The organism is Pseudomonas fluorescens, assembly GCF_004683905.1.
GTDB classification, from domain to species: domain Bacteria; phylum Pseudomonadota; class Gammaproteobacteria; order Pseudomonadales; family Pseudomonadaceae; genus Aquipseudomonas; species Aquipseudomonas putida_A.
This window is the reverse complement of the sequence record NZ_CP038438.1, coordinates 5,593,623-5,611,385: the sequence shown is the minus strand read 5'-3', so window position 1 is coordinate 5,611,385 and position 17,763 is coordinate 5,593,623. Positions and strand designations below refer to the sequence as shown.

Here is a 17,763-nt window from a genome sequence, read left to right as displayed (position 1 = left end):
AGAATTCGCAGAACCCTGTGGGAGCGGGCTTGCTCGCGAAGAGGCCGGTACATCCCACGCATCTTTATGGGCAGAGCCACCGCCTTCGCGAGCAAGCCCGCTCCCACAGGGGGGAAATGAGTGATGATTTAGCCGCGCTGGGTCAGGCCCATCTTCTTGCGGCCCTCAGCCGGGGTCAGCACGCGAGCGCCGAGGCGGCTGAGGATCTCGCTGGCGCGTTCGACCAGTTGGCCGTTGGTCGCCAGCACGCCCTTGTCCAGCCACAGGTTGTCTTCCAGGCCGACCCGCACGTTGCCGCCGAGCAGCACCGCTTGCGCAGCCATTGGCATCTGCATGCGGCCGATGCCGAACCCGGCCCACACCGCATCGGCCGGCAGGTTGTCGACCATGGCTTTCATGGTGGTGGTGTCGGCCGGCGCACCCCACGGGATGCCCAGGCACAGCTGGAACAGCGGGTTGTCGAGCAAGCCTTCCTTGATCATCTGCTTGGCGAACCACAGGTGGCCGGTGTCGAAAATTTCCAGTTCGGCCTTCACCCCCAGCTCGGTGATGCGCTTGGCGCCGGCGCGCAGTTGCGCCGGGGTCGAGACGTAAATGGTGTCGCCGTCGCCAAAGTTCAGCGTGCCGCAATCGAGGGTGCAGATTTCCGGCAGCAGTTCTTCAACGTGGGCCAGACGGGTCAGCGGGCCGACCAGGTCGGTGTTCGGGCCGAACTCCATCGGGTGCTCGCCAGCGCCGATTTCGAGGTCGCCGCCCATGCCGGCGGTGAGGTTGACGATGATGTCGACGTCGGCCTCACGGATGCGCTCCATCACTTCGCGGTACAGCGCCACGTCACGGCTGAACTTGCCGGTCTGCGGGTCACGCACATGGCAATGCACAACGGTGGCGCCGGCCTTGGCCGCTTCCACGGCAGCCGCGGCGATCTGTTTCGGGGTGACCGGCACGTGGGGGCTTTTGGCGGTCGTGTCGCCAGCACCGGTGAGTGCGCAGGTGATGATGACGTCATGGTTCATGGTGCGGTTTCCTTCAGGCGTGATGGGTCTGTTCGCAGCCCTTTTCGGGGCTGCGAAGCGTCGGTCAGTCCCCTCTCCCTGGGGAGAGGGTTAGGGTGAGGGGCTTTTCAAACGGGGGTTATTTACTGGTCAGTTGCAGGTTTTCAGCGGCCGGTTTGCCGTCGAAGGTGGTCACACCTTCCAGCCAGCGCTGCTTGTCTTCGGGGTGATCCTTGAGCCATTGCTTGGCCGACTCGAAGGCGTCCTTGTGATCGAGCAGTGGCTGCATCATCCGGCTCTCGTCTTCGGCGGTGAAGGTCAGGTTGCTCAGCAGGCGACCGATGTTCGGGCACTGTTCGGCGTATTTCGGCGCGGTGACCGTCCACACCGTGGCCATGCCTTCGTTCGGGCCGAGGGCGTCTTCGCTGCCAGTGAGGTAAGTCATCTTGACGTTGACGTTCATCGGGTGCGGCGCCCAGCCGAAGAACACCACGGCTTCCTTGCGGCGTACGGCGCGGTCAACGGCGGCGAGCATCCCGGCTTCGCTGGACTCGACCAGCTGGAATTTGCCGAGGCCGAACTGGTTCTTGGCGATCATCGCCTTGATCTGCGTGTTGGCGCCCGAACCCGGCTCGATGCCGTAGATCTTGCCGCCCAGTTCTTTCTCGAATTTGGCGATGTCGGCGAAGGTTTTCAGGCCCTTGTCGGCCAGATAAGTCGGCACGGCGAGGGTGGCGCGGGCGTCCTTCAGGCTTGGTGCCGGCAGGACTTTGACCTGGTTGGCATCGACGAACGGGGTGATGGTCTGGGTCATCAGCGGGTTCCAGTAACCGAGGAACAGGTCCAGACGCTGATCGCGGATCCCGGCGAAGATGATTTGCTGGGAGGCGCTGGTTTGTTTGGTGCTGTAGCCGAGGCCGTCGAGCAGGACCTGGGTCATGGCACTGGTGGCGATCACGTCGGTCCAGTTGACCACGCCCATGCGCACGTTCTGGCACGAGGCGGGTTCGGCCGCCATGACGCTGGCGCTCAAGAAAGCGGTACCGCTGAGTGCAAGAACACAGCTGCTGATCAGTCGTTTCATGTCGGGTTCCTCGGCAGGTCGTTTATTGTGAGTTCCGGCATCTGGCGTGCCGGTGATGCCAAGTTACGCAGCAACGGCCCCGTGAAAGCGCACTGCGGCGACTGGCATTTGCACTGTAGCGACCTGTGCGCTTGAACGCTGACGACAATCGGCGTATCAACGATCCACGCTACCCGCTAACCGAGTGCGCCCATGTCCCAGGATTTCTACTTTCTGCTGATGCCGGGGTTTTCCGCCATCGGCTTTATCTCCGCGATCGAACCGCTGCGGGTGGCCAACCGCTTTCGTGGCGAGCTGTACCGCTGGCACGTGCTCAGCGCCGATGGCGGGGCAGTGCTGGCGAGCAATGGCATGTCGGTCAACGCCGACGCGGCGCTGGAGCCGCTGAAGAAAGGTGCGACGCTGTTAGTGGTGGCCGGATTCGAACCGCTGAAGTTCGCCACGCCAACCCTTGAGCACTGGCTGCGCCGCCTGGACAACGAAGGCGTGACCCTCGGTGCCATCGACACCGGCAGTTTCGTCCTCGCCGAAGCCGGCCTGCTCGACGGCCATCGCCTGACCCTGCACTGGGAAGCCATCGATGCGTTCAAGGAGTCTTATCCACAGCTCAGCGTGACTCAGGAACTGTTCGAGATTGACCGGCGGCGTATCACCTCGGCGGGCGGCACGGCGTCCATCGACTTGATGCTCGATCTGATCGCCCAGGCCCACGGCCCGCAACTGGCGATTCAGGTCAGCGAACAATTCGTGCTGGGGCGGATTCGTCCGCGCAAGGACCACCAGCGCATGGAAGTCGCCACGCGCTACGGCATCAGCAACAAGAAGTTGGTGCAAGTGATTGGCGAGATGGAGCAACACAGCGAACCACCGCTGACCACGCTGCAACTGGCGGAATCGATCAAGGTCACGCGGCGGCAGCTGGAGCGCTTGTTTCGGCTGCATCTGAACGATACGCCGAGCAATTTTTATCTGCGTCTGCGATTGGAAAAGGCCCGGCAGCTGTTGCGCCAGACCGATATGAGCGTGCTCGAAGTCAGTATCGCCTGCGGGTTTGAATCGCCGTCGTATTTCACCCGCAGTTATCGAGCGAGGTTCGCTCGCTGTCCCCGCGAAGACCGCCGTACCGCCCAAGCTTGAATGGATGCACACAAAACCAATGTGGGAGCGGGCTTGCTCGCGAAAGCGGAGTGTCAGTCGAAACATGAGTTGACTGATCCACCGCATTCGCGAGCAAGCCCGCTCCCACATTTTTGATCTTCAGTGTCTGAAGAAAAGGTTACTTCTTCACCAACGCCGAACACGCCGCCTTGTAAGCCTCATGCTGATACTTGTTCAACGTCCCCGGCAGCTCGAAATTGTGCTTCTTGGCCTGCGCATTGATCGTCTGCGGCGACAATAGCGTCACCTCACACCCATCCAGCAACTGAAACACCCCCTCGATCTTGAACGTGGTCGGCCCACCGGCAAACTCGCCCTTCTTGCTGCGCTTCTTGATCGCAATCCGATCAATCGAATGCTCGCGCACAAACGAAGCGACCTGCGCCGCGAAGCGTTTGACGTTGGCTGCCTCGTCATCATCGTCGAGGGCGATTTTCTTGGTGTTGAGCGCCACATGGCTCAGCGTTGCCCCGTCAAGGGAGGCCACGGCGATGATCGCTTCGCTGCCTTTGATTTCGATGCCGCAGATGTTCATGGGAATTCCTTTGAATAAAGAGGGCAGCCTACAACTCAAGCTGATTGGCGGTGATGCCGAACGCTGCGGCAATTTTCTCGCGTGTGGCCTTGCGAGGCTTGGCGACTGTTTCCTGCTGAGCAAACGCCGGTTGTGAAATACCCATGCGTTTGGCGACTTCTTCCTGAGTCAAGTTGAGATATTCACGCCAGGCACGGATCGGTGTCGCCCCGTCGACCATCCGACTGACGACTTCATGGGGAATCAGGTCGGGCTGCTTTTTCTGCGCAATGTACTGCGCGTAAGGGATGACGACGAAGGCTGGGTTGCCTTCAGCGTCGTTGATGATTTGGATGTCAGTAGGTGCGTTCATCGCGTTTCTTGACCTCTTGAATACTGATCACTTTGATTGCGCCATCCCAGTCAAACATGACTCGATAATTGCCGACGCGCAGGCGGTAGGCGTAGTCATGGCCAATCAGTGCTTTGACATTGCCCACATCAGGCATGTCGGCGAGCGACGTAACGGCATCTCGAACCTTTACCTGATGCACAGAGTGCAATTTCAAGAGTTGCTTAACGGCCTTTCGTGTCCAGTGGATGCTGTTCATGGAAGAATATAAGTCTTTTATAAGATTCGCGAATCTTTGCTTATGTTTCTTCGGAGGCCAATCAACAATCGTTGACAGCATGTTGCGTGAAAGGCCCGCAGCTTCGGGCGTTCAAGAAATTTGTGTAGGCGAGGTCGGAGTACTTTGTAGGAAGAGGGGATAGTGCGGCTGAAAGCTGGAGGCAGTTCCAGCTTTCAGCGGAACATTCAGGATCATTCCTGCCCAATCGACTCCAAAAACTCCGACCGTTCGTCACTCATCCGTGCCACACAGTCATTCTGCGCAATCTTGAACGCTTTGCTGCCTTCGGTGGCCGGGAAGGCTTCCACGGCGCAATCGGCGTCGCGGGTTTTCAGCCATTGTTGCTGGGCGGTTTTCAGTTTGGCGGTGATGTCGGCCAGTTGCGCGGCGTTTTTGCCGTATGTGGCCTGCATGCGCTCGTTGAGGCTGGCGTAATTGTCCTTGAGCAGGTCTTCGGCGGTGCTGCGGCTGTAGGTCGAGCATTCCAGGGTCTGGACGTCGTTTTCCACCGCGTCGCACGGGTTGTTGTCGGTCTCTTCGGCGGCGTGTACGCCGGTCGCAATCAGTGCCAGGGCCAGGAAGATCGATTTCATGGTTGTCGCCGCTCTAATCCAGTGGTGTATCCAAGATGCGCCAGATTCTGGCTCAAGCTGGCGGGCTTGAACAGGTAGCTGATCGGGACGCCTGGCGACCCTTTGTCGCGGATTGACGCTTTCGGCAATTCCCCTGTCGTTTTTGCACCCGGTCGCCCCGGCACCGAGGCATATGCTGGCCCCAAAGCGCCGGCAGACGATTCGGCGCATGAATCGCCAATAAGGGGACGCCTGATGAGCCCAGCCGAATTACACGCCGACAGCATCGTTATCGACGGTCTGATCATTGCCAAATGGAACCGCGAGCTGTTCGAAGACATGCGCAAGGGCGGTCTGACGGCGGCCAACTGCACTGTGTCGGTGTGGGAAGGCTTTCAGGCGACCGTGAACAATATTGCCGCCAGCCAGAAGCTGATCCGCGAAAACAGTGACCTGGTGATGCCGGTGCGCACCACCGCCGACATCCGCCGCGCCAAGGAGCAGGGCAAGACCGGCATCCTTTTCGGCTTCCAGAACGCCCACGCGTTCGAAGACCAGATCGGCTATGTCGAGGTGTTCAAACAGCTCGGCGTCGGCATCGTGCAGATGTGCTACAACACCCAGAACCTGGTCGGCACCGGTTGCTACGAGCGTGACGGCGGCCTGTCGGGCTTCGGCCGCGAAATCGTCGCCGAGATGAACCGCGTCGGCGTCATGTGCGACCTGTCCCACGTCGGCTCCAAGACGTCCGAAGAAGTCATCCTCGAATCGAAAAAACCAGTCTGCTATTCCCACTGCCTGCCGTCGGGTCTGAAAGAGCACCCACGCAACAAGTCCGATGCTGAACTGAAGTTCATTGCTGACCACGGCGGTTTTGTCGGCGTGACCATGTTCGCGCCGTTCCTCGCCAAGGGCATCGATTCAACCATCGACGATTACGCCGAAGCCATCGAATACACCATGAACATTGTCGGCGAAGACGCCATCGGCATCGGCACCGACTTCACCCAGGGTCACGGCCAGGACTTCTTCGAATACCTGACCCACGACAAGGGCTACGCCCGTCGTCTGACCAGCTTCGGCAAGATCATCAACCCGCTGGGCATCCGCACCGTCGGCGAGTTCCCGAACCTGACCGAAACCCTGCTCAAGCGCGGCCACTCCGAGCGTGTGGTGCGCAAGATCATGGGCGAGAACTGGGTCAACGTCCTCAAAGACGTCTGGGGCGAGTAACGCTTACTCAAGACCGCCGCCGAGCTGCCCCCTCTCCCTCGGGGAGAGGGCTGGGGTGAGGGCTGCGGCCAACACTGAATCTAAATTTTTCTGGAGTTAAGTTTCCATGGCCAAGATCGCCCCGCAATTGCCAATCGAAGTCGACAGCGAGACCGGTGTCTGGACCTCCGACGCCCTGCCGATGCTCTACGTGCCGCGTCACTTCTTCGTCAACAACCACATGGGCATCGAGGAAGTGCTGGGCGCCGAAGCCTACGCCGAGATCCTCTACAAGGCTGGCTACAAGTCCGCCTGGCACTGGTGTGAAAAAGAAGCCGAATGTCACGGCCTGGAAGGCGTCGCGGTGTTCGAGCACTACATGAAGCGCCTGTCACAACGCGGCTGGGGCCTGTTCAAGATTCAGGACATCGACCTCGACAAAGGCACCGCCAGCGTCAAGCTCGAACACTCGGCATTCGTCTATGTGTACGGCAAGGTCGGGCGCAAGGTTGACTACATGTTCACCGGCTGGTTTGCCGGCGCCATGGATCAGATTCTTGAGGCGCGCGGCAGCAAGATTCGTACGGTTGCCGAGCAAGTCTACGGTGGCTCCGAAGAAGGCCACGACGACGGCCTGTTCACCGTCAAGCCGTTGTAAGTCGAGGAACCCGCCATGGCTTTCGAAGCAATGTTCCAGCCGATCCAGATCGGCAAACTGACCATCCGCAACCGCGTGCTCAGCACCGCGCACGCCGAGGTCTACGCGACCGACGGTGGCATGACCACCGAGCGCTACGTCAAATACTACGAAGAGAAAGCCAAGGGCGGCATTGGCCTGGCGATCTGCGGCGGTTCGTCGGTGGTCGCCATCGACAGTCCGCAGCAATGGTGGAGTTCGGTCAATCTGTCCACCGACCGGATCATTCCGCACTTCCAGAACCTGGCCGACGCCATGCACAAGCACGGCGCCAAGATCATGATCCAGATTACCCACATGGGCCGACGCTCACGTTGGGACGGTTTCCACTGGCCGACCCTGATGTCGCCGTCGGGTATCCGTGAACCGGTGCACCGTGCGACCTGCAAGACTATCGAGCCGGAAGAGATCTGGCGGGTGATCGGCAATTACGCCCAGGCGGCGCGCCGCGCCAAAGCCGGTGGTCTGGACGGCGTCGAGCTGTCGGCCGTGCACCAGCACATGATCGACCAGTTCTGGAGCCCGCGCGTCAACAAGCGTACCGATGAATGGGGTGGCAGCTTCGAAGGCCGGATGAAGTTCGGTCTGGAAGTGCTGAAAGCCGTGCGCGCCGAGGTCGGTGACGACTTCTGCGTGGGCATGCGTATCTGCGGTGACGAGTTCCACCCGGACGGTTTGTCCCACGAGGACATGAAGCAGATCGCCAAGTATTACGACGACACCGGGATGCTCGATTTCATCGGCGTCGTCGGCTCGGGTTGCGACACCCACAACACCCTGGCCAACGTGATTCCGAACATGAGCTATCCGCCGGAGCCGTTCCTGCATCTGGCGGCCGGGATCAAGGAAGTGGTCAAGGTGCCGGTGCTGCACGCGCAGAACATCAAGGACCCGAACCAGGCCACGCGCATCCTTGAAGGCGGTTACGTCGACATGGTCGGCATGACCCGTGCGCACATCGCCGACCCGCACCTGATTGCCAAGATCAAGATGGGCCAGATCGACCAGATCAAACAGTGCGTCGGCGCCAACTACTGCATCGACCGTCAGTATCAAGGTCTGGACGTGCTGTGCATCCAGAACGCCGCGACCTCCCGTGAATACATGGGCGTGCCGCACATCATCGAAAAGTCCACAGGCGTCAAACGCAAAGTGGTGATCGTTGGTGCCGGTCCGGCCGGGATGGAAGCAGCACGCGTCTCTGCCGAGCGTGGCCACGACGTGACCCTGTTCGAGAAGAAAGAATTCATCGGTGGGCAGATCACTACCGCGTCGAAAGCGCCGCAGCGCGACCAGATCGCCGGCATCACCCGCTGGTTCCAGCTGGAGCTGGCGCGGCTGAAAGTCGACCTGCGTCTGGGCACTGCGGCCGATGCGGCAACCATTATGGATCTGCGTCCGGACGTGGTGGTGCTGGCGGTCGGTGGGCATCCGTTCCTTGAGCAGAACGAACACTGGGGCGCCGCCGAAGGGTTGGTAGTCAGCAGCTGGGACGTGCTCGACGGCAAGGTCGCGCCGGGCAAGAACGTGCTGGTCTACGACACCATTTGCGAGTTCACCGGGATGTCGGTCGCCGACTTCCTCGCCGACAAGGGCAGCCAGGTCGAGATCGTTACCGACGACATCAAACCGGGCGTGGCCATCGGCGGTACATCGTTCCCGACTTACTACCGCAGCATGTACCCGAAAGAAGTGATCATGACCGGCGACATGATGCTGGAAAAGGTCTACCGCGAAGGCGACAAGCTGGTGGCGGTGCTGGAGAACGAATACACCGGCGCCAAAGAGGAGCGGGTGGTCGATCAGGTGGTGGTGGAAAACGGCGTGCGTCCGGATGAGGAAATCTACTACGCGCTCAAAGAGGGTTCGCGCAACAAGGGCCAGATCGACGTCGAAGCGTTGTTCGCGATCCAGCCGCAGCCATCGTTGAGCAGCACCGGTGACGGCTACTTGCTGTTCCGCATCGGCGACTGCGTGGCGCAGCGTAATACCCACGCCGCCATCTACGACGCGCTCAGACTGTGTAAAGACTTCTAAAGGCTTGCACACAACCCTGTGGGAGCGAGCTTGCTCGCGAAAGCGGTGGATCAGTCGACATCGATGTTGAATGTCAGTCCGCCTTCGCGAGCAAGCTCGCTCCCACAGTGACCGAGTAAGGCAACTCGACCTGCAAGACCCGAGGTCTTTGGGAGCTTCACCATGTTGAACACCCTTCTTCCAATCCTGTTGTTCGCAGCTCTGGCCCTTGCGGTGCTGGGTGCGTTGCGGCGGGTGGCCATGTGGCGTCGGGGCCGGGCCTCGAAGGTCGATCTGATCGGCGGCCTGTTGGCCATGCCCAAGCGTTACATGGTCGACTTGCACCACGTGGTGGCGCGGGACAAATACATCGCCAACACCCACGTCGCCACGGCGGGCGGTGCGGTGGCGTCGATCGTGCTGGCGATTCTGGTGCACGGTTTCGGCCTGCATAACCGTATCCTCGGCTATGCGCTGCTGCTGATGACGGCGGTGATGTTCGTCGGTGCGCTCTTCGTTTACCGGCGCCGGCTCAACCCGCCGGCACGGTTGTCGAAAGGCCCGTGGATGCGCCTGCCGAAAAGCCTGCTGGCTTTCTCCGCCTCGTTCTTCCTGGTGACCCTGCCGGTGGCCGGGATCCTCCCGGAAAACTTCGGCGGCTGGCTGCTCGCGGCCATTCTCGGGCTCGGCGTTTTGTGGGGCGTGTCGGAGCTGTTCTTCGGCATGACTTGGGGCGGGCCGATGAAGCACGCCTTCGCCGGCGCCCTGCACCTGGCCTGGCACCGCCGCGCCGAGCGCTTTGGCGGCGGTCGTTCCACCGGTTTGAAACCGCTGGATCTGAATGATCCAAGCGCGCCGCTCGGTGTGGAAAAACCCAAGGATTTCACCTGGAACCAGTTGCTCGGTTTTGACGCCTGCGTGCAGTGCGGCAAGTGCGAAGCGGCGTGCCCGGCCTTCGCTGCCGGCCAGCCGCTGAACCCGAAAAAGCTGATTCAGGACATGGTCGTCGGCCTGGCTGGCGGCACTGACGCGAAGTTTGCCGGTAGCCCTTATCCGGGTAAGCCAATCGGTGAGCACAGCGGCAATCCGCATCAACCGATCGTCAATGGTCTGGTCGATGCCGAAACCCTGTGGTCGTGCACCACCTGCCGCGCCTGCGTCGAGGAATGCCCAATGATGATCGAGCACGTCGACGCCATCGTCGACATGCGCCGCCATCTGACGCTGGAAAAAGGCGCGACCCCGAACAAGGGGGCCGAGGTCCTGGAAAACCTGATCGCCACTGACAACCCCGGCGGTTTCGCTCCGGGCGGGCGGATGAACTGGGCGGCGGATCTGAACCTCACTCTGCTTAGCGAAAAGAAATCCACCGACGTGCTGTTCTGGGTCGGCGACGGTGCCTTCGACATGCGTAACCAGCGCACCTTGCGTGCGTTCGTCAAAGTGCTGAAAGCCGCGAAGGTCGACTTCGCCGTACTCGGCCTCGAAGAACGTGACAGCGGTGACGTGGCCCGGCGTTTAGGCGACGAAGCGACCTTCCAGCTGCTCGCCAAACGCAATATCCAGACCCTGGCCAAATACAGCTTCAACCGCATCGTCACCTGCGATCCGCATAGCTTCCATGTGCTGAAAAACGAGTACGGCGCGTTCGACGGCAACTACCTGGTGCAGCACCACAGCACCTACATGGCGGAAATCATCCAGGCCGGTGCGCTGAACCTTGGTCAGCACAAAGGCAACAGCGTGACCTACCACGACCCGTGCTACCTCGGTCGCTACAACGGCGAGTACGAGGCACCGCGCAAAGTGCTGCGCGCCCTCGGCATCGAGGTCAAAGAGATGCAACGTTCCGGCTTCCGTTCGCGCTGCTGCGGCGGCGGTGGCGGTGCGCCGATCACCGACATTCCCGGCAAGCAGCGGATCCCCGACATGCGCATGGACGACATCCGCGAGACCGGCGCCGAGCTGGTGGCGGTGGGTTGTCCACAGTGCACGGCGATGCTCGAAGGCGTGGTCGAACCGCGTCCGTTGATCAAGGACATCGCCGAACTGGTGGCCGACGCGCTGCTCGAAGACGCCGCGCCGAACAAGCCGACTGCACCGGCCAAACGTGAACCTGCGGAGGCCCACTGATGAGCGACATTATCCGCCGCGACCCGCGCGCCGAATGGATTGCGCGTAACCGCCTGCACCCGTTGCACGCGGCGATGCAACCGGCGCAACACAGCTGGATGGGCCCCAATGGCGTCATCCGCAAGAACCTGCACGGCATCGGATTCATCGGCCCCAACGGCATCAAGCGTATCGATCGCAGCGGCGCGCAACAGGGCGGGGCGGTCAAACGCTCGGCCACGGTTGAAGTGCAGTTGCCGCTGCATGAGGTGCCAGCCCCGGCGTTCTACATCAGCGTGGTGCCGGACATGGTCGGCGGCCGCCTGAGCAGCCACGACCGCGACTTGCTCGGCCTGGCTCATCAACTGGCCGGCAACGACGGCGCGGTGCTGGCGGTGGTGTTTGGCGAGCACAAAGAGAACGCCTTCGCCACGGCCGGCGTCGATCGCTTGCTGGTGCTGGAGGGCGACCAATTCAGCGGTTATGCACCGGAGCAACGGGTGCAAGGCCTGCGGGCTGTGGATAACCAGTTCAATCCGCGCCACTGGCTGCTGCCGGACAGCCGCAGCGGTGGTGGTGAACTCGGTCGGCGTTTTGCCGCGGCACTGGGCGAACGTCCGGCAACGCGGGTCTGGCAGGTCAAGGATCAGGAGTGTATCGGTCGCGCTGGCGCAGGCCTGCAAGACCTGGCGCGACCGGTCGCACGCTTGATTCTGGCCGCAGCCGAATGCGCGGAACCGGTCAGCGAAACCCGTCACGAAGCCTTGCCAGTGGAGTTATCCACAACGATTGCGCGCAGCCTGTCGCGGATCGAGGATCTTGGCGCGGTGGCGGTCGATCCGGCGGCGATTCCGATGGCCGAGGCCGAATTCATTTTCTCCGGCGGCAACGGGGTCAAGGACTGGGCGTTATTCCACCAGACCGCTGCGGCACTCGGCGCCACCGAAGGCGCCTCGCGGGTCGCGGTGGACGATGGCTTCATGGCGCGTGATCGGCAGGTCGGTGCGTCCGGCACCTGGGTCACCGCACGGGTTTATGTGGCTGTGGGTATCTCCGGGGCGATCCAGCACCTGCAAGGCATCGGTGCCTGCGACAAGGTGGTGGCGATCAACCTCGACCCCGGTTGCGACATGATCAAACGCGCCGACCTGTCGGTGATTGGCGAGAGCGCGGAAATTCTTCAGGCGTTGATCGCGGCGGTAGCGGCTTACCGCAACGAAGCCAAGCGCGATGCGGCTTAAGGAACGGGTTATGAGCACAAAGATCATCAGTCTGGTTTCCATCGGTGCCCACCCGACCTCGGGCCGGCCACGCCGCGCCGAACAGGACGCGCGCGCCGTAGAACTGGGCCTGCAACTGGCTGGGGATAACCTGCAAGTGCTGCATGCCGGGGATGTCGCGGAACCGGCACTGCGCGCCTATCTGGGCATGGGCCTGGAACAGCTGCATGTGCTGGAGCAACCCGCTGGCGCCGACGCCTTGCCGGCGCTGACCGCGTATCTGCGTGATGCCGGCGCCCAGGTAGTGCTGACCGGCACTCAGGCGGAAACCGGCGAAGGCTCGGGCATGTTGCCGTTCTTGCTCGCCGAAGGGCTGGGCTGGCCGCTGGTGGTGGGGCTGGCGCAGGTCGAGTCGATCAATGATGGTTCGGCGCTGGTGCTGCAAGCCTTGCCCCGTGGGCAGCGGCGCCGGTTGAAGGTGAAGCTGCCGTTTCTGGCGACTGTGGATAACGCCGCGCCCAAACCTCGGCAGAGTGCCTACGGTCCGGCGCGACGCGGGGTGTTGAATGCCGAAGACGTTGAGGTGCTGGACGATGAACTGCTGGCCGTCTCCACACTGCAACCGGCCAAGCCACGGCCGAAACGTTTGAAGGTGATCAAGGCCAAGAGCGGTGCGGACCGCATGAAAGCTGCCACCGCCAAAGCCAGTGGCGGCGGTGGACAAGTGCTTAAAGGCGTCACCGCGCAGGCCGGCGCTGAAGCGATCCTCAAACTCCTGATTGAAGAAGGGGTTGTTCGCTGAAGCCCCTCACCCTAGCCCTCTCCCGGAGGGAGAGGGGACCGACCGAGTGGTATTGGCTAATTACATCGACCTGCGATTGCGCAGTGACCTTGGTCTGGCCAAGCCTGAGATCACAATGTTCGTTCAGGTCGGTGGAGTTTGAACAGGCGATGCGGTCGGCTCCGTCTCCCTTTGGGAGAGGGCTGGGGTGAGGGGTAGTGTTTACCCACAATCCCTGTTGGCGGATCTGTGGATAACGTGTTCGCCCATCCCTGTATCCCACGCCAATCAAGCCCTCCAAGCCCCAGCTCAAAAAACACCAGCCTAAGTCACGGTTTTACCGGGCTTTTTCTCCTGAATAACTTCAAGAGTTGCCCCCAATCTCTGTTGGCGCTTCTGTGGACAAGATGTTCGCTGTTCGCTGCAAGGTATATAAACCGTGGCTTGCAGGGATTTGATCAATAAATGATCGATGAAGCGTTTCAGGCTGATAATCCCTGCGCTACGCCCGATTTCCCACAGTCCTCAGCACTTTTCCACAGCAGCCACAAAGTTACCCCCGAACTCTGTTGGCGCTTCTGTGGATAACGTGTTCGCCACCCTCTACAGGCCATGTGAAACGTGACGTGTAGATATTTGATCAAAAAACAGCCAATCACTCCTGCAAACCATCCTTCTGGATAAGTCACGATTTTTCTTCACAAATCAGGCAGTTATTTTTCCATTCATCCACAGTTACCCCCATTTGCTGTGCATGGCTATGTGGATAACTTGTTCGCCAAACCCTGCAGGCCCCGCCGGGCATAGTCCAAACGGCAATTGATCAGATTTCATACAGTTCTAAAGCGTTGCCTTGACTTCGATTCCTGCGCTGTCTTCACTGCAATGGCACAAGGACAGCCGTCACTTATCCACATCAGGTTCTGGGAGAACGCATGATGGATAGCCGCCCACACCGCCATCCCCCCTCGCCACGCAAGCGCACGTTACGTCGTGCGGCCAATCAACGCGCTCGTCTGTAGCGACCTCCTGCTTTAACCGCTGTGCTGTCGCCGGGCTCGACCCGGAGGCCAGGTGCCCGTTCGCCCATTGATTGCAGGCAACCGCAGAGTTGCCCCATCTGCCTGAGAGAGGAACACCCTCATGACACGCATCGCAACGCCCATCAGCGAGATCAAGGAACACTACGACGTGATCGTCATCGGCTCCGGTTATGGCGGCGGCATTGCTGCGTCGCGCCTGTCCCGGGCCGGCAAGCAGGTGTGCCTGCTCGAACGCGGGCGGGAAATCCAGCCCGGTGAATACCCCAACACCATGATCGCCGCGACCGAAGAGTTGCAGGTGCATGACCCGGACGGCCACATCGGCTCGCGCACCGGGCTGTTCGACCTGCATGTGAATGCCCAGCAGAACGTGGTGGTCGGCTGCGGCCTCGGCGGTACATCGCTGATCAACGCCAACGTTGCCCTGGAGCCGGAACCCGGGGTGTTCGAGGATCCACGCTGGCCGCAGGCGGTACGCGATCATCGCGATACGCTGCTCAAGGACGGTTACGCCCGCGCCCGGGAAATGCTCAAGCCCAATCCGTACCCGAACAACGCGCCGAACCTGCCCAAGCTCGACGCCAACAAAAAGTCTGCGGACTACCTCAAGCAAGGCGCGCATTTCTACAAGCCACCGATCAACGTGACCTTCGACAAACTGCCGAACAACCTCAACCACGTCGGCGTCGAGCAACTGCCGTGCAACCAGTGCGGCGACTGCGTCTCGGGCTGTAACAACAAGGCCAAGAACACCACGCTGATGAACTATCTGCCGGATGCCTGGAACCATGGCGCGGAGATTTTCTGCCAGGCTGAGGTGCGGCATCTGGAGCGCGACGGCGATGGCTGGATCGTGCACTTCCAGTACCTCGACAGCGGGCGCGAGAAATTCGACGCGCCGACGCTGTTCGTGAAGGCCGATATCGTCGTGGTTTCCGCCGGCACCCTCGGCTCTACCGAAATTCTGCTGCGTTCGCGGGACAAGGGTCTGGTGATGTCCGGTCAGCTCGGCGAGAACATGAGCGGTAACGGCGACATCCTCGGTTTCGGCCACAACTGCGAGCAGACCATCAACGGCATCGGTTTCGGTGCGCATTCGGCCAAGGAACTGCACCCGGTCGGCCCGTGCATCACCTCGATCATCGACATGCGCACCGAAGGTGACTGGCGCAGCCGCATGGTCATCGAGGAAGGCTCGATCCCCGGCGCCCTCGGCCGGCCGATGGTGCCGGCGATGGCCGGGTTTGCCGAGATGATCGGCAAGGCCACGGACGACAGTTTCAGCGGCAAGCTCGGCTACAAGGAGCGCGAGGCCGAGAGCTTCCTGCGTGGCCCGTATTACGGCGCGCTGCACAACATGCAGACCTACCTGATCATGAGCCACGACAGCGGTCAGGGCCGGATGATTCTCGACAACAAGGACCAGTTGCGCATCGACTGGCCGGGTGTCGGCGAGCAGGAAAACTTCAAACTCGGCAATGAGCGTCTGTACCAGAGCACCAAGGCGTTGGGCGGGGTCTGGGTCGAGAACCCGATCTGGACCAGGCTGCTCAAGCACAGCATCGTTTCTGTGCATCCGCTGGGCGGTTGCGTGATGGGCGAAGACGCGACGCAAGGCGTGGTCAATCACAAGGGCCAGGTGTTCAGCGGCGCGGCCGGCACCGATGTTTACGCCAGTCTGTACGTGACCGACGGCGCGGTGATCCCGACCTCGCTGGCGGTCAATCCGCTGCTGACCATCTCCGCCGTGAGTGAACGCAACATGGGCCTGCTGGCCGCCGACCGTGGCTGGAAGATCGACTACACGCTGCCGTCGGCACCGCGCAAACAGGTAGCGCCGCCGACCCTCGGCGTGCAGTTCACCGAAACCATGAAAGGCTATTTCTCCCGCGCCTTCACCGCCGCGCAAAGCACCGATCTGAAAGTCTACGAAGCGGCGGCCAAACGCGGCGAGGCGGACAACTCGCCAATCGACTTCACCCTGACCATCACCGCCAACGACCTCAACCGGATGATCAAGGAACCGGAGCACGCCGCGACCATTGTCGGTACGGTCAATGCCCCGGCGCTGTCGCCGCAACCGCTGACCGCCAGCAACGGCGTGTTCAATCTGTTCGAGCAATTCGAGCAGCAGGTCGACACGCGGCACATGAAATACGACATGAAACTGACCGCCGAGGACGGCAGCGACTACTTCTTCAGCGCCTTCAAAACCGTGCCGGAAGACAACGGCGTGCTGAACATCTGGCACGACACCAGCACTCTGTACGTGACGCTGTATCGCGGGCCGGACAAGTCGGGCGAGGTGATCGGCTCCGGGGTGATGCACATTCATCCGACCGATTTCGCCAAGCAGATGACCACCATGAAAGTGCTCAACGCGCGCAACGAGCGCGAGCGCATCGAAGGCCTGGCGCGCTTCGGCAAGTTCTTCGCCGGAATTCTCTGGGAGAGTTACGGCGGGGTCTTCGCTGGCGATATCTACTTCAACCCCGACGCGCCGCCACGCTTGAAACGGCCACTGGATGCGCCGATCCCGGCGGTGCATTTCTTCCCCACCGAGGACGGCGTCGAGCTGCGCCTGACCCGTTATCAGGCCGGTAGCAAAGGCCCGGTGATGCTGGTGCATGGCCTGGGCGTCGGCTCGAATATCTTTTCCACCGACACCATCCAGACCAACCTGCTGGAGTACCTGTGCAAGCACGACTATGACGTGTGGCTGCTGGATTTCCGGGTGAGCATTCTGCTGCCGGCGAGCAAGAAAGAGTGGAATGGCGACCAGATCGCCCAGTACGACTTCAAGGCTGCCATCGCGCAGATTCAACAAGCGACCAAGGCCAAGGACGTGCAGTGCGTGGTGCATTGCTACGGCGCGACGACGTTCTTCATGTCGTTGCTGGCGGGGCTGCAAGGGGTGCGTTCGGTGGTCTGCTCGCAGATTGCCGCTGACACCGTGGTCGCCACCGCTACCGGGTTGAAGGCCGGTCTGCACCTGCCGGGGATGCTCGATGCGATCGGCATCAAATCGATGACCGCTTACGCCGACAGCAAGGAGAACTGGTTCAACCGACTCTATGACAAAGCCCTCAACGGCTACGCGCGAATCGAGGCGCAGGGTTATTGCACCAACCCGGTGTGCCACCGCATCACTTTCATGTACGCCTCGCTGTATCGCCACGACACCCTCAACGAAACCCTGCACGACAACCTGCACGAACTGTTCGGCGAATCGAACATCGAGACCTTCGAGCACCTGGCGCTGATCGTGCGCAAAGGGCACCTGGTGGATTTCAAGGGCAACGATGTGTACATGCCGCACTTCGAGCGGCTGACGATGCCGATCTGCTTTATCAGCGGCGCGGAGAACCAGTGCTATCTGCCGGAAAGCACGCTCAAGACCTACCAGCGAGTCTGCGAAGTCCACGGGCCGGAGCGCTACAGCCGGCACGTAGTGCCGGGTTACGGCCACATCGACTGCATGTTCGGCAAGAACGCGGTGGTGGATGTGTATCCGCTCATCCTTGAACACCTGGAGAAAACGGCCCTCGGCTGAGATCGATTACTGATTTCTGTGTTGAGGAGATTCTCTGTGGCGAGGGGATTTATCCCCGATCGGCTGCGCAGCAGTCGTAAAACCTGAGTGCGCGATCATCCTGACAGACCGCGCCGGCAGGGTTTGGGGCCGCTTCGCGACCCATCGGGGATAAATCCCCTCACCACAGGGGAC

At 61.2% G+C, this 17,763-nt stretch carries 14 protein-coding genes; 8 read left to right on the top strand and 6 right to left on the bottom strand.

Features of this window, described 5'->3' with window-relative positions:
* Positions 1-128: 128 nt before the first annotated feature.
* The gene (locus E4T63_RS25985; RefSeq protein ID WP_086793588.1) at positions 129-1,016 is read right to left on the bottom strand and encodes a 3-keto-5-aminohexanoate cleavage protein; all 888 of its coding nucleotides are present in this window, start codon (positions 1,014-1,016) and stop codon (positions 129-131) included.
* 118 nt (positions 1,017-1,134) lie between these two features.
* On the bottom strand, positions 1,135-2,079 hold the full coding sequence (locus tag E4T63_RS25980; RefSeq protein WP_027610646.1) for a choline ABC transporter substrate-binding protein: 945 nt from the start codon (positions 2,077-2,079) through the stop codon (positions 1,135-1,137).
* Positions 2,080-2,271: 192 nt separating this feature from the next.
* On the opposite strand from E4T63_RS25980, the gene E4T63_RS25975 reads away from it, so the two are divergent.
* Positions 2,272-3,216: a GlxA family transcriptional regulator gene (locus E4T63_RS25975; RefSeq protein WP_095121415.1), complete on the top strand. Its 945-nt coding sequence runs from the start codon at positions 2,272-2,274 to the stop codon at positions 3,214-3,216.
* A 139-nt stretch (positions 3,217-3,355) separates the two neighbouring features.
* Here the strand turns inward: E4T63_RS25975 and E4T63_RS25970 are convergent, their stop codons facing one another.
* The 4 genes from E4T63_RS25970 to E4T63_RS25955 form a co-directional block, all read right to left on the bottom strand.
* Positions 3,356-3,772: a DUF3010 family protein gene (locus E4T63_RS25970; protein WP_064589572.1), complete on the bottom strand. Its 417-nt coding sequence runs from the start codon at positions 3,770-3,772 to the stop codon at positions 3,356-3,358.
* A 28-nt stretch (positions 3,773-3,800) separates the two neighbouring features.
* On the bottom strand, positions 3,801-4,124 hold the full coding sequence (locus E4T63_RS25965; RefSeq protein WP_096795712.1) for a helix-turn-helix domain-containing protein: 324 nt from the start codon (positions 4,122-4,124) through the stop codon (positions 3,801-3,803).
* Positions 4,108-4,362, bottom strand: coding sequence for a type II toxin-antitoxin system RelE family toxin (locus E4T63_RS25960; protein ID WP_096795711.1), 255 nt, complete (start codon positions 4,360-4,362; stop codon positions 4,108-4,110). Before E4T63_RS25960 ends, E4T63_RS25965 begins: the two co-directional genes overlap by 17 nt.
* Before the next feature lie 212 nt (positions 4,363-4,574).
* A complete protein-coding gene (locus E4T63_RS25955) occupies positions 4,575-4,976 on the bottom strand; it encodes a lysozyme inhibitor LprI family protein (protein WP_098968461.1) in 402 nt (133 codons plus the stop codon).
* Positions 4,977-5,210: 234 nt separating this feature from the next.
* On the opposite strand from E4T63_RS25955, the gene E4T63_RS25950 reads away from it, so the two are divergent.
* The 7 genes from E4T63_RS25950 to E4T63_RS25920 all read left to right on the top strand — a co-directional run bounded on the left by E4T63_RS25950 (position 5,211) and on the right by E4T63_RS25920 (position 17,589).
* Positions 5,211-6,188 (top strand): dipeptidase, encoded by a 978-nt coding sequence (locus tag E4T63_RS25950; protein WP_007962626.1) that lies wholly within the window; start codon positions 5,211-5,213, stop codon positions 6,186-6,188.
* A gap of 106 nt (positions 6,189-6,294) precedes the next feature.
* On the top strand, positions 6,295-6,825 hold the full coding sequence (locus E4T63_RS25945) for a DUF5943 domain-containing protein (RefSeq protein WP_008083165.1): 531 nt from the start codon (positions 6,295-6,297) through the stop codon (positions 6,823-6,825).
* Positions 6,826-6,840: 15 nt separating this feature from the next.
* The gene (gene dgcA / locus E4T63_RS25940) at positions 6,841-8,901 is read left to right on the top strand and encodes a dimethylglycine demethylation protein DgcA (protein ID WP_047596497.1); all 2,061 of its coding nucleotides are present in this window, start codon (positions 6,841-6,843) and stop codon (positions 8,899-8,901) included.
* A gap of 162 nt (positions 8,902-9,063) precedes the next feature.
* Positions 9,064-11,013 carry a dimethylglycine demethylation protein DgcB gene (gene dgcB, locus E4T63_RS25935; RefSeq protein ID WP_135296730.1) on the top strand — a complete coding sequence of 650 codons (1,950 nt, stop codon included), beginning with the start codon at positions 9,064-9,066 and terminating at the stop codon, positions 11,011-11,013.
* Positions 11,013-12,233 carry an electron transfer flavoprotein subunit alpha/FixB family protein gene (locus E4T63_RS25930; RefSeq protein WP_135296729.1) on the top strand — a complete coding sequence of 407 codons (1,221 nt, stop codon included), beginning with the start codon at positions 11,013-11,015 and terminating at the stop codon, positions 12,231-12,233. The genes dgcB and E4T63_RS25930 overlap by 1 nt, the downstream gene beginning before the upstream one ends.
* A gap of 10 nt (positions 12,234-12,243) precedes the next feature.
* Entirely contained in the window at positions 12,244-13,014 is a 771-nt protein-coding gene (locus E4T63_RS25925) for an electron transfer flavoprotein subunit beta (protein ID WP_135296728.1), read from the top strand.
* A gap of 1,122 nt (positions 13,015-14,136) precedes the next feature.
* Entirely contained in the window at positions 14,137-17,589 is a 3,453-nt protein-coding gene (locus tag E4T63_RS25920; protein WP_135296727.1) for an alpha/beta fold hydrolase, read from the top strand.
* Positions 17,590-17,763 lie beyond the last annotated feature (174 nt).

Coding starts and splice junctions, on each gene's coding strand:
- E4T63_RS25985 (WP_086793588.1), bottom strand. CDS start 1,016: ATGAACCATGACGTCATCATCACCTGCGCACTCACCGGTGCTGGCGAC.
- E4T63_RS25980 (WP_027610646.1), bottom strand. CDS start 2,079: ATGAAACGACTGATCAGCAGCTGTGTTCTTGCACTCAGCGGTACCGCT.
- E4T63_RS25975 (WP_095121415.1), top strand. CDS start 2,272: ATGTCCCAGGATTTCTACTTTCTGCTGATGCCGGGGTTTTCCGCCATC.
- E4T63_RS25970 (WP_064589572.1), bottom strand. CDS start 3,772: ATGAACATCTGCGGCATCGAAATCAAAGGCAGCGAAGCGATCATCGCC.
- E4T63_RS25965 (WP_096795712.1), bottom strand. CDS start 4,124: ATGAACGCACCTACTGACATCCAAATCATCAACGACGCTGAAGGCAAC.
- E4T63_RS25960 (WP_096795711.1), bottom strand. CDS start 4,362: ATGAACAGCATCCACTGGACACGAAAGGCCGTTAAGCAACTCTTGAAA.
- E4T63_RS25955 (WP_098968461.1), bottom strand. CDS start 4,976: ATGAAATCGATCTTCCTGGCCCTGGCACTGATTGCGACCGGCGTACAC.
- E4T63_RS25950 (WP_007962626.1), top strand. CDS start 5,211: ATGAGCCCAGCCGAATTACACGCCGACAGCATCGTTATCGACGGTCTG.
- E4T63_RS25945 (WP_008083165.1), top strand. CDS start 6,295: ATGGCCAAGATCGCCCCGCAATTGCCAATCGAAGTCGACAGCGAGACC.
- dgcA (WP_047596497.1), top strand. CDS start 6,841: ATGGCTTTCGAAGCAATGTTCCAGCCGATCCAGATCGGCAAACTGACC.
- dgcB (WP_135296730.1), top strand. CDS start 9,064: ATGTTGAACACCCTTCTTCCAATCCTGTTGTTCGCAGCTCTGGCCCTT.
- E4T63_RS25930 (WP_135296729.1), top strand. CDS start 11,013: ATGAGCGACATTATCCGCCGCGACCCGCGCGCCGAATGGATTGCGCGT.
- E4T63_RS25925 (WP_135296728.1), top strand. CDS start 12,244: ATGAGCACAAAGATCATCAGTCTGGTTTCCATCGGTGCCCACCCGACC.
- E4T63_RS25920 (WP_135296727.1), top strand. CDS start 14,137: ATGACACGCATCGCAACGCCCATCAGCGAGATCAAGGAACACTACGAC.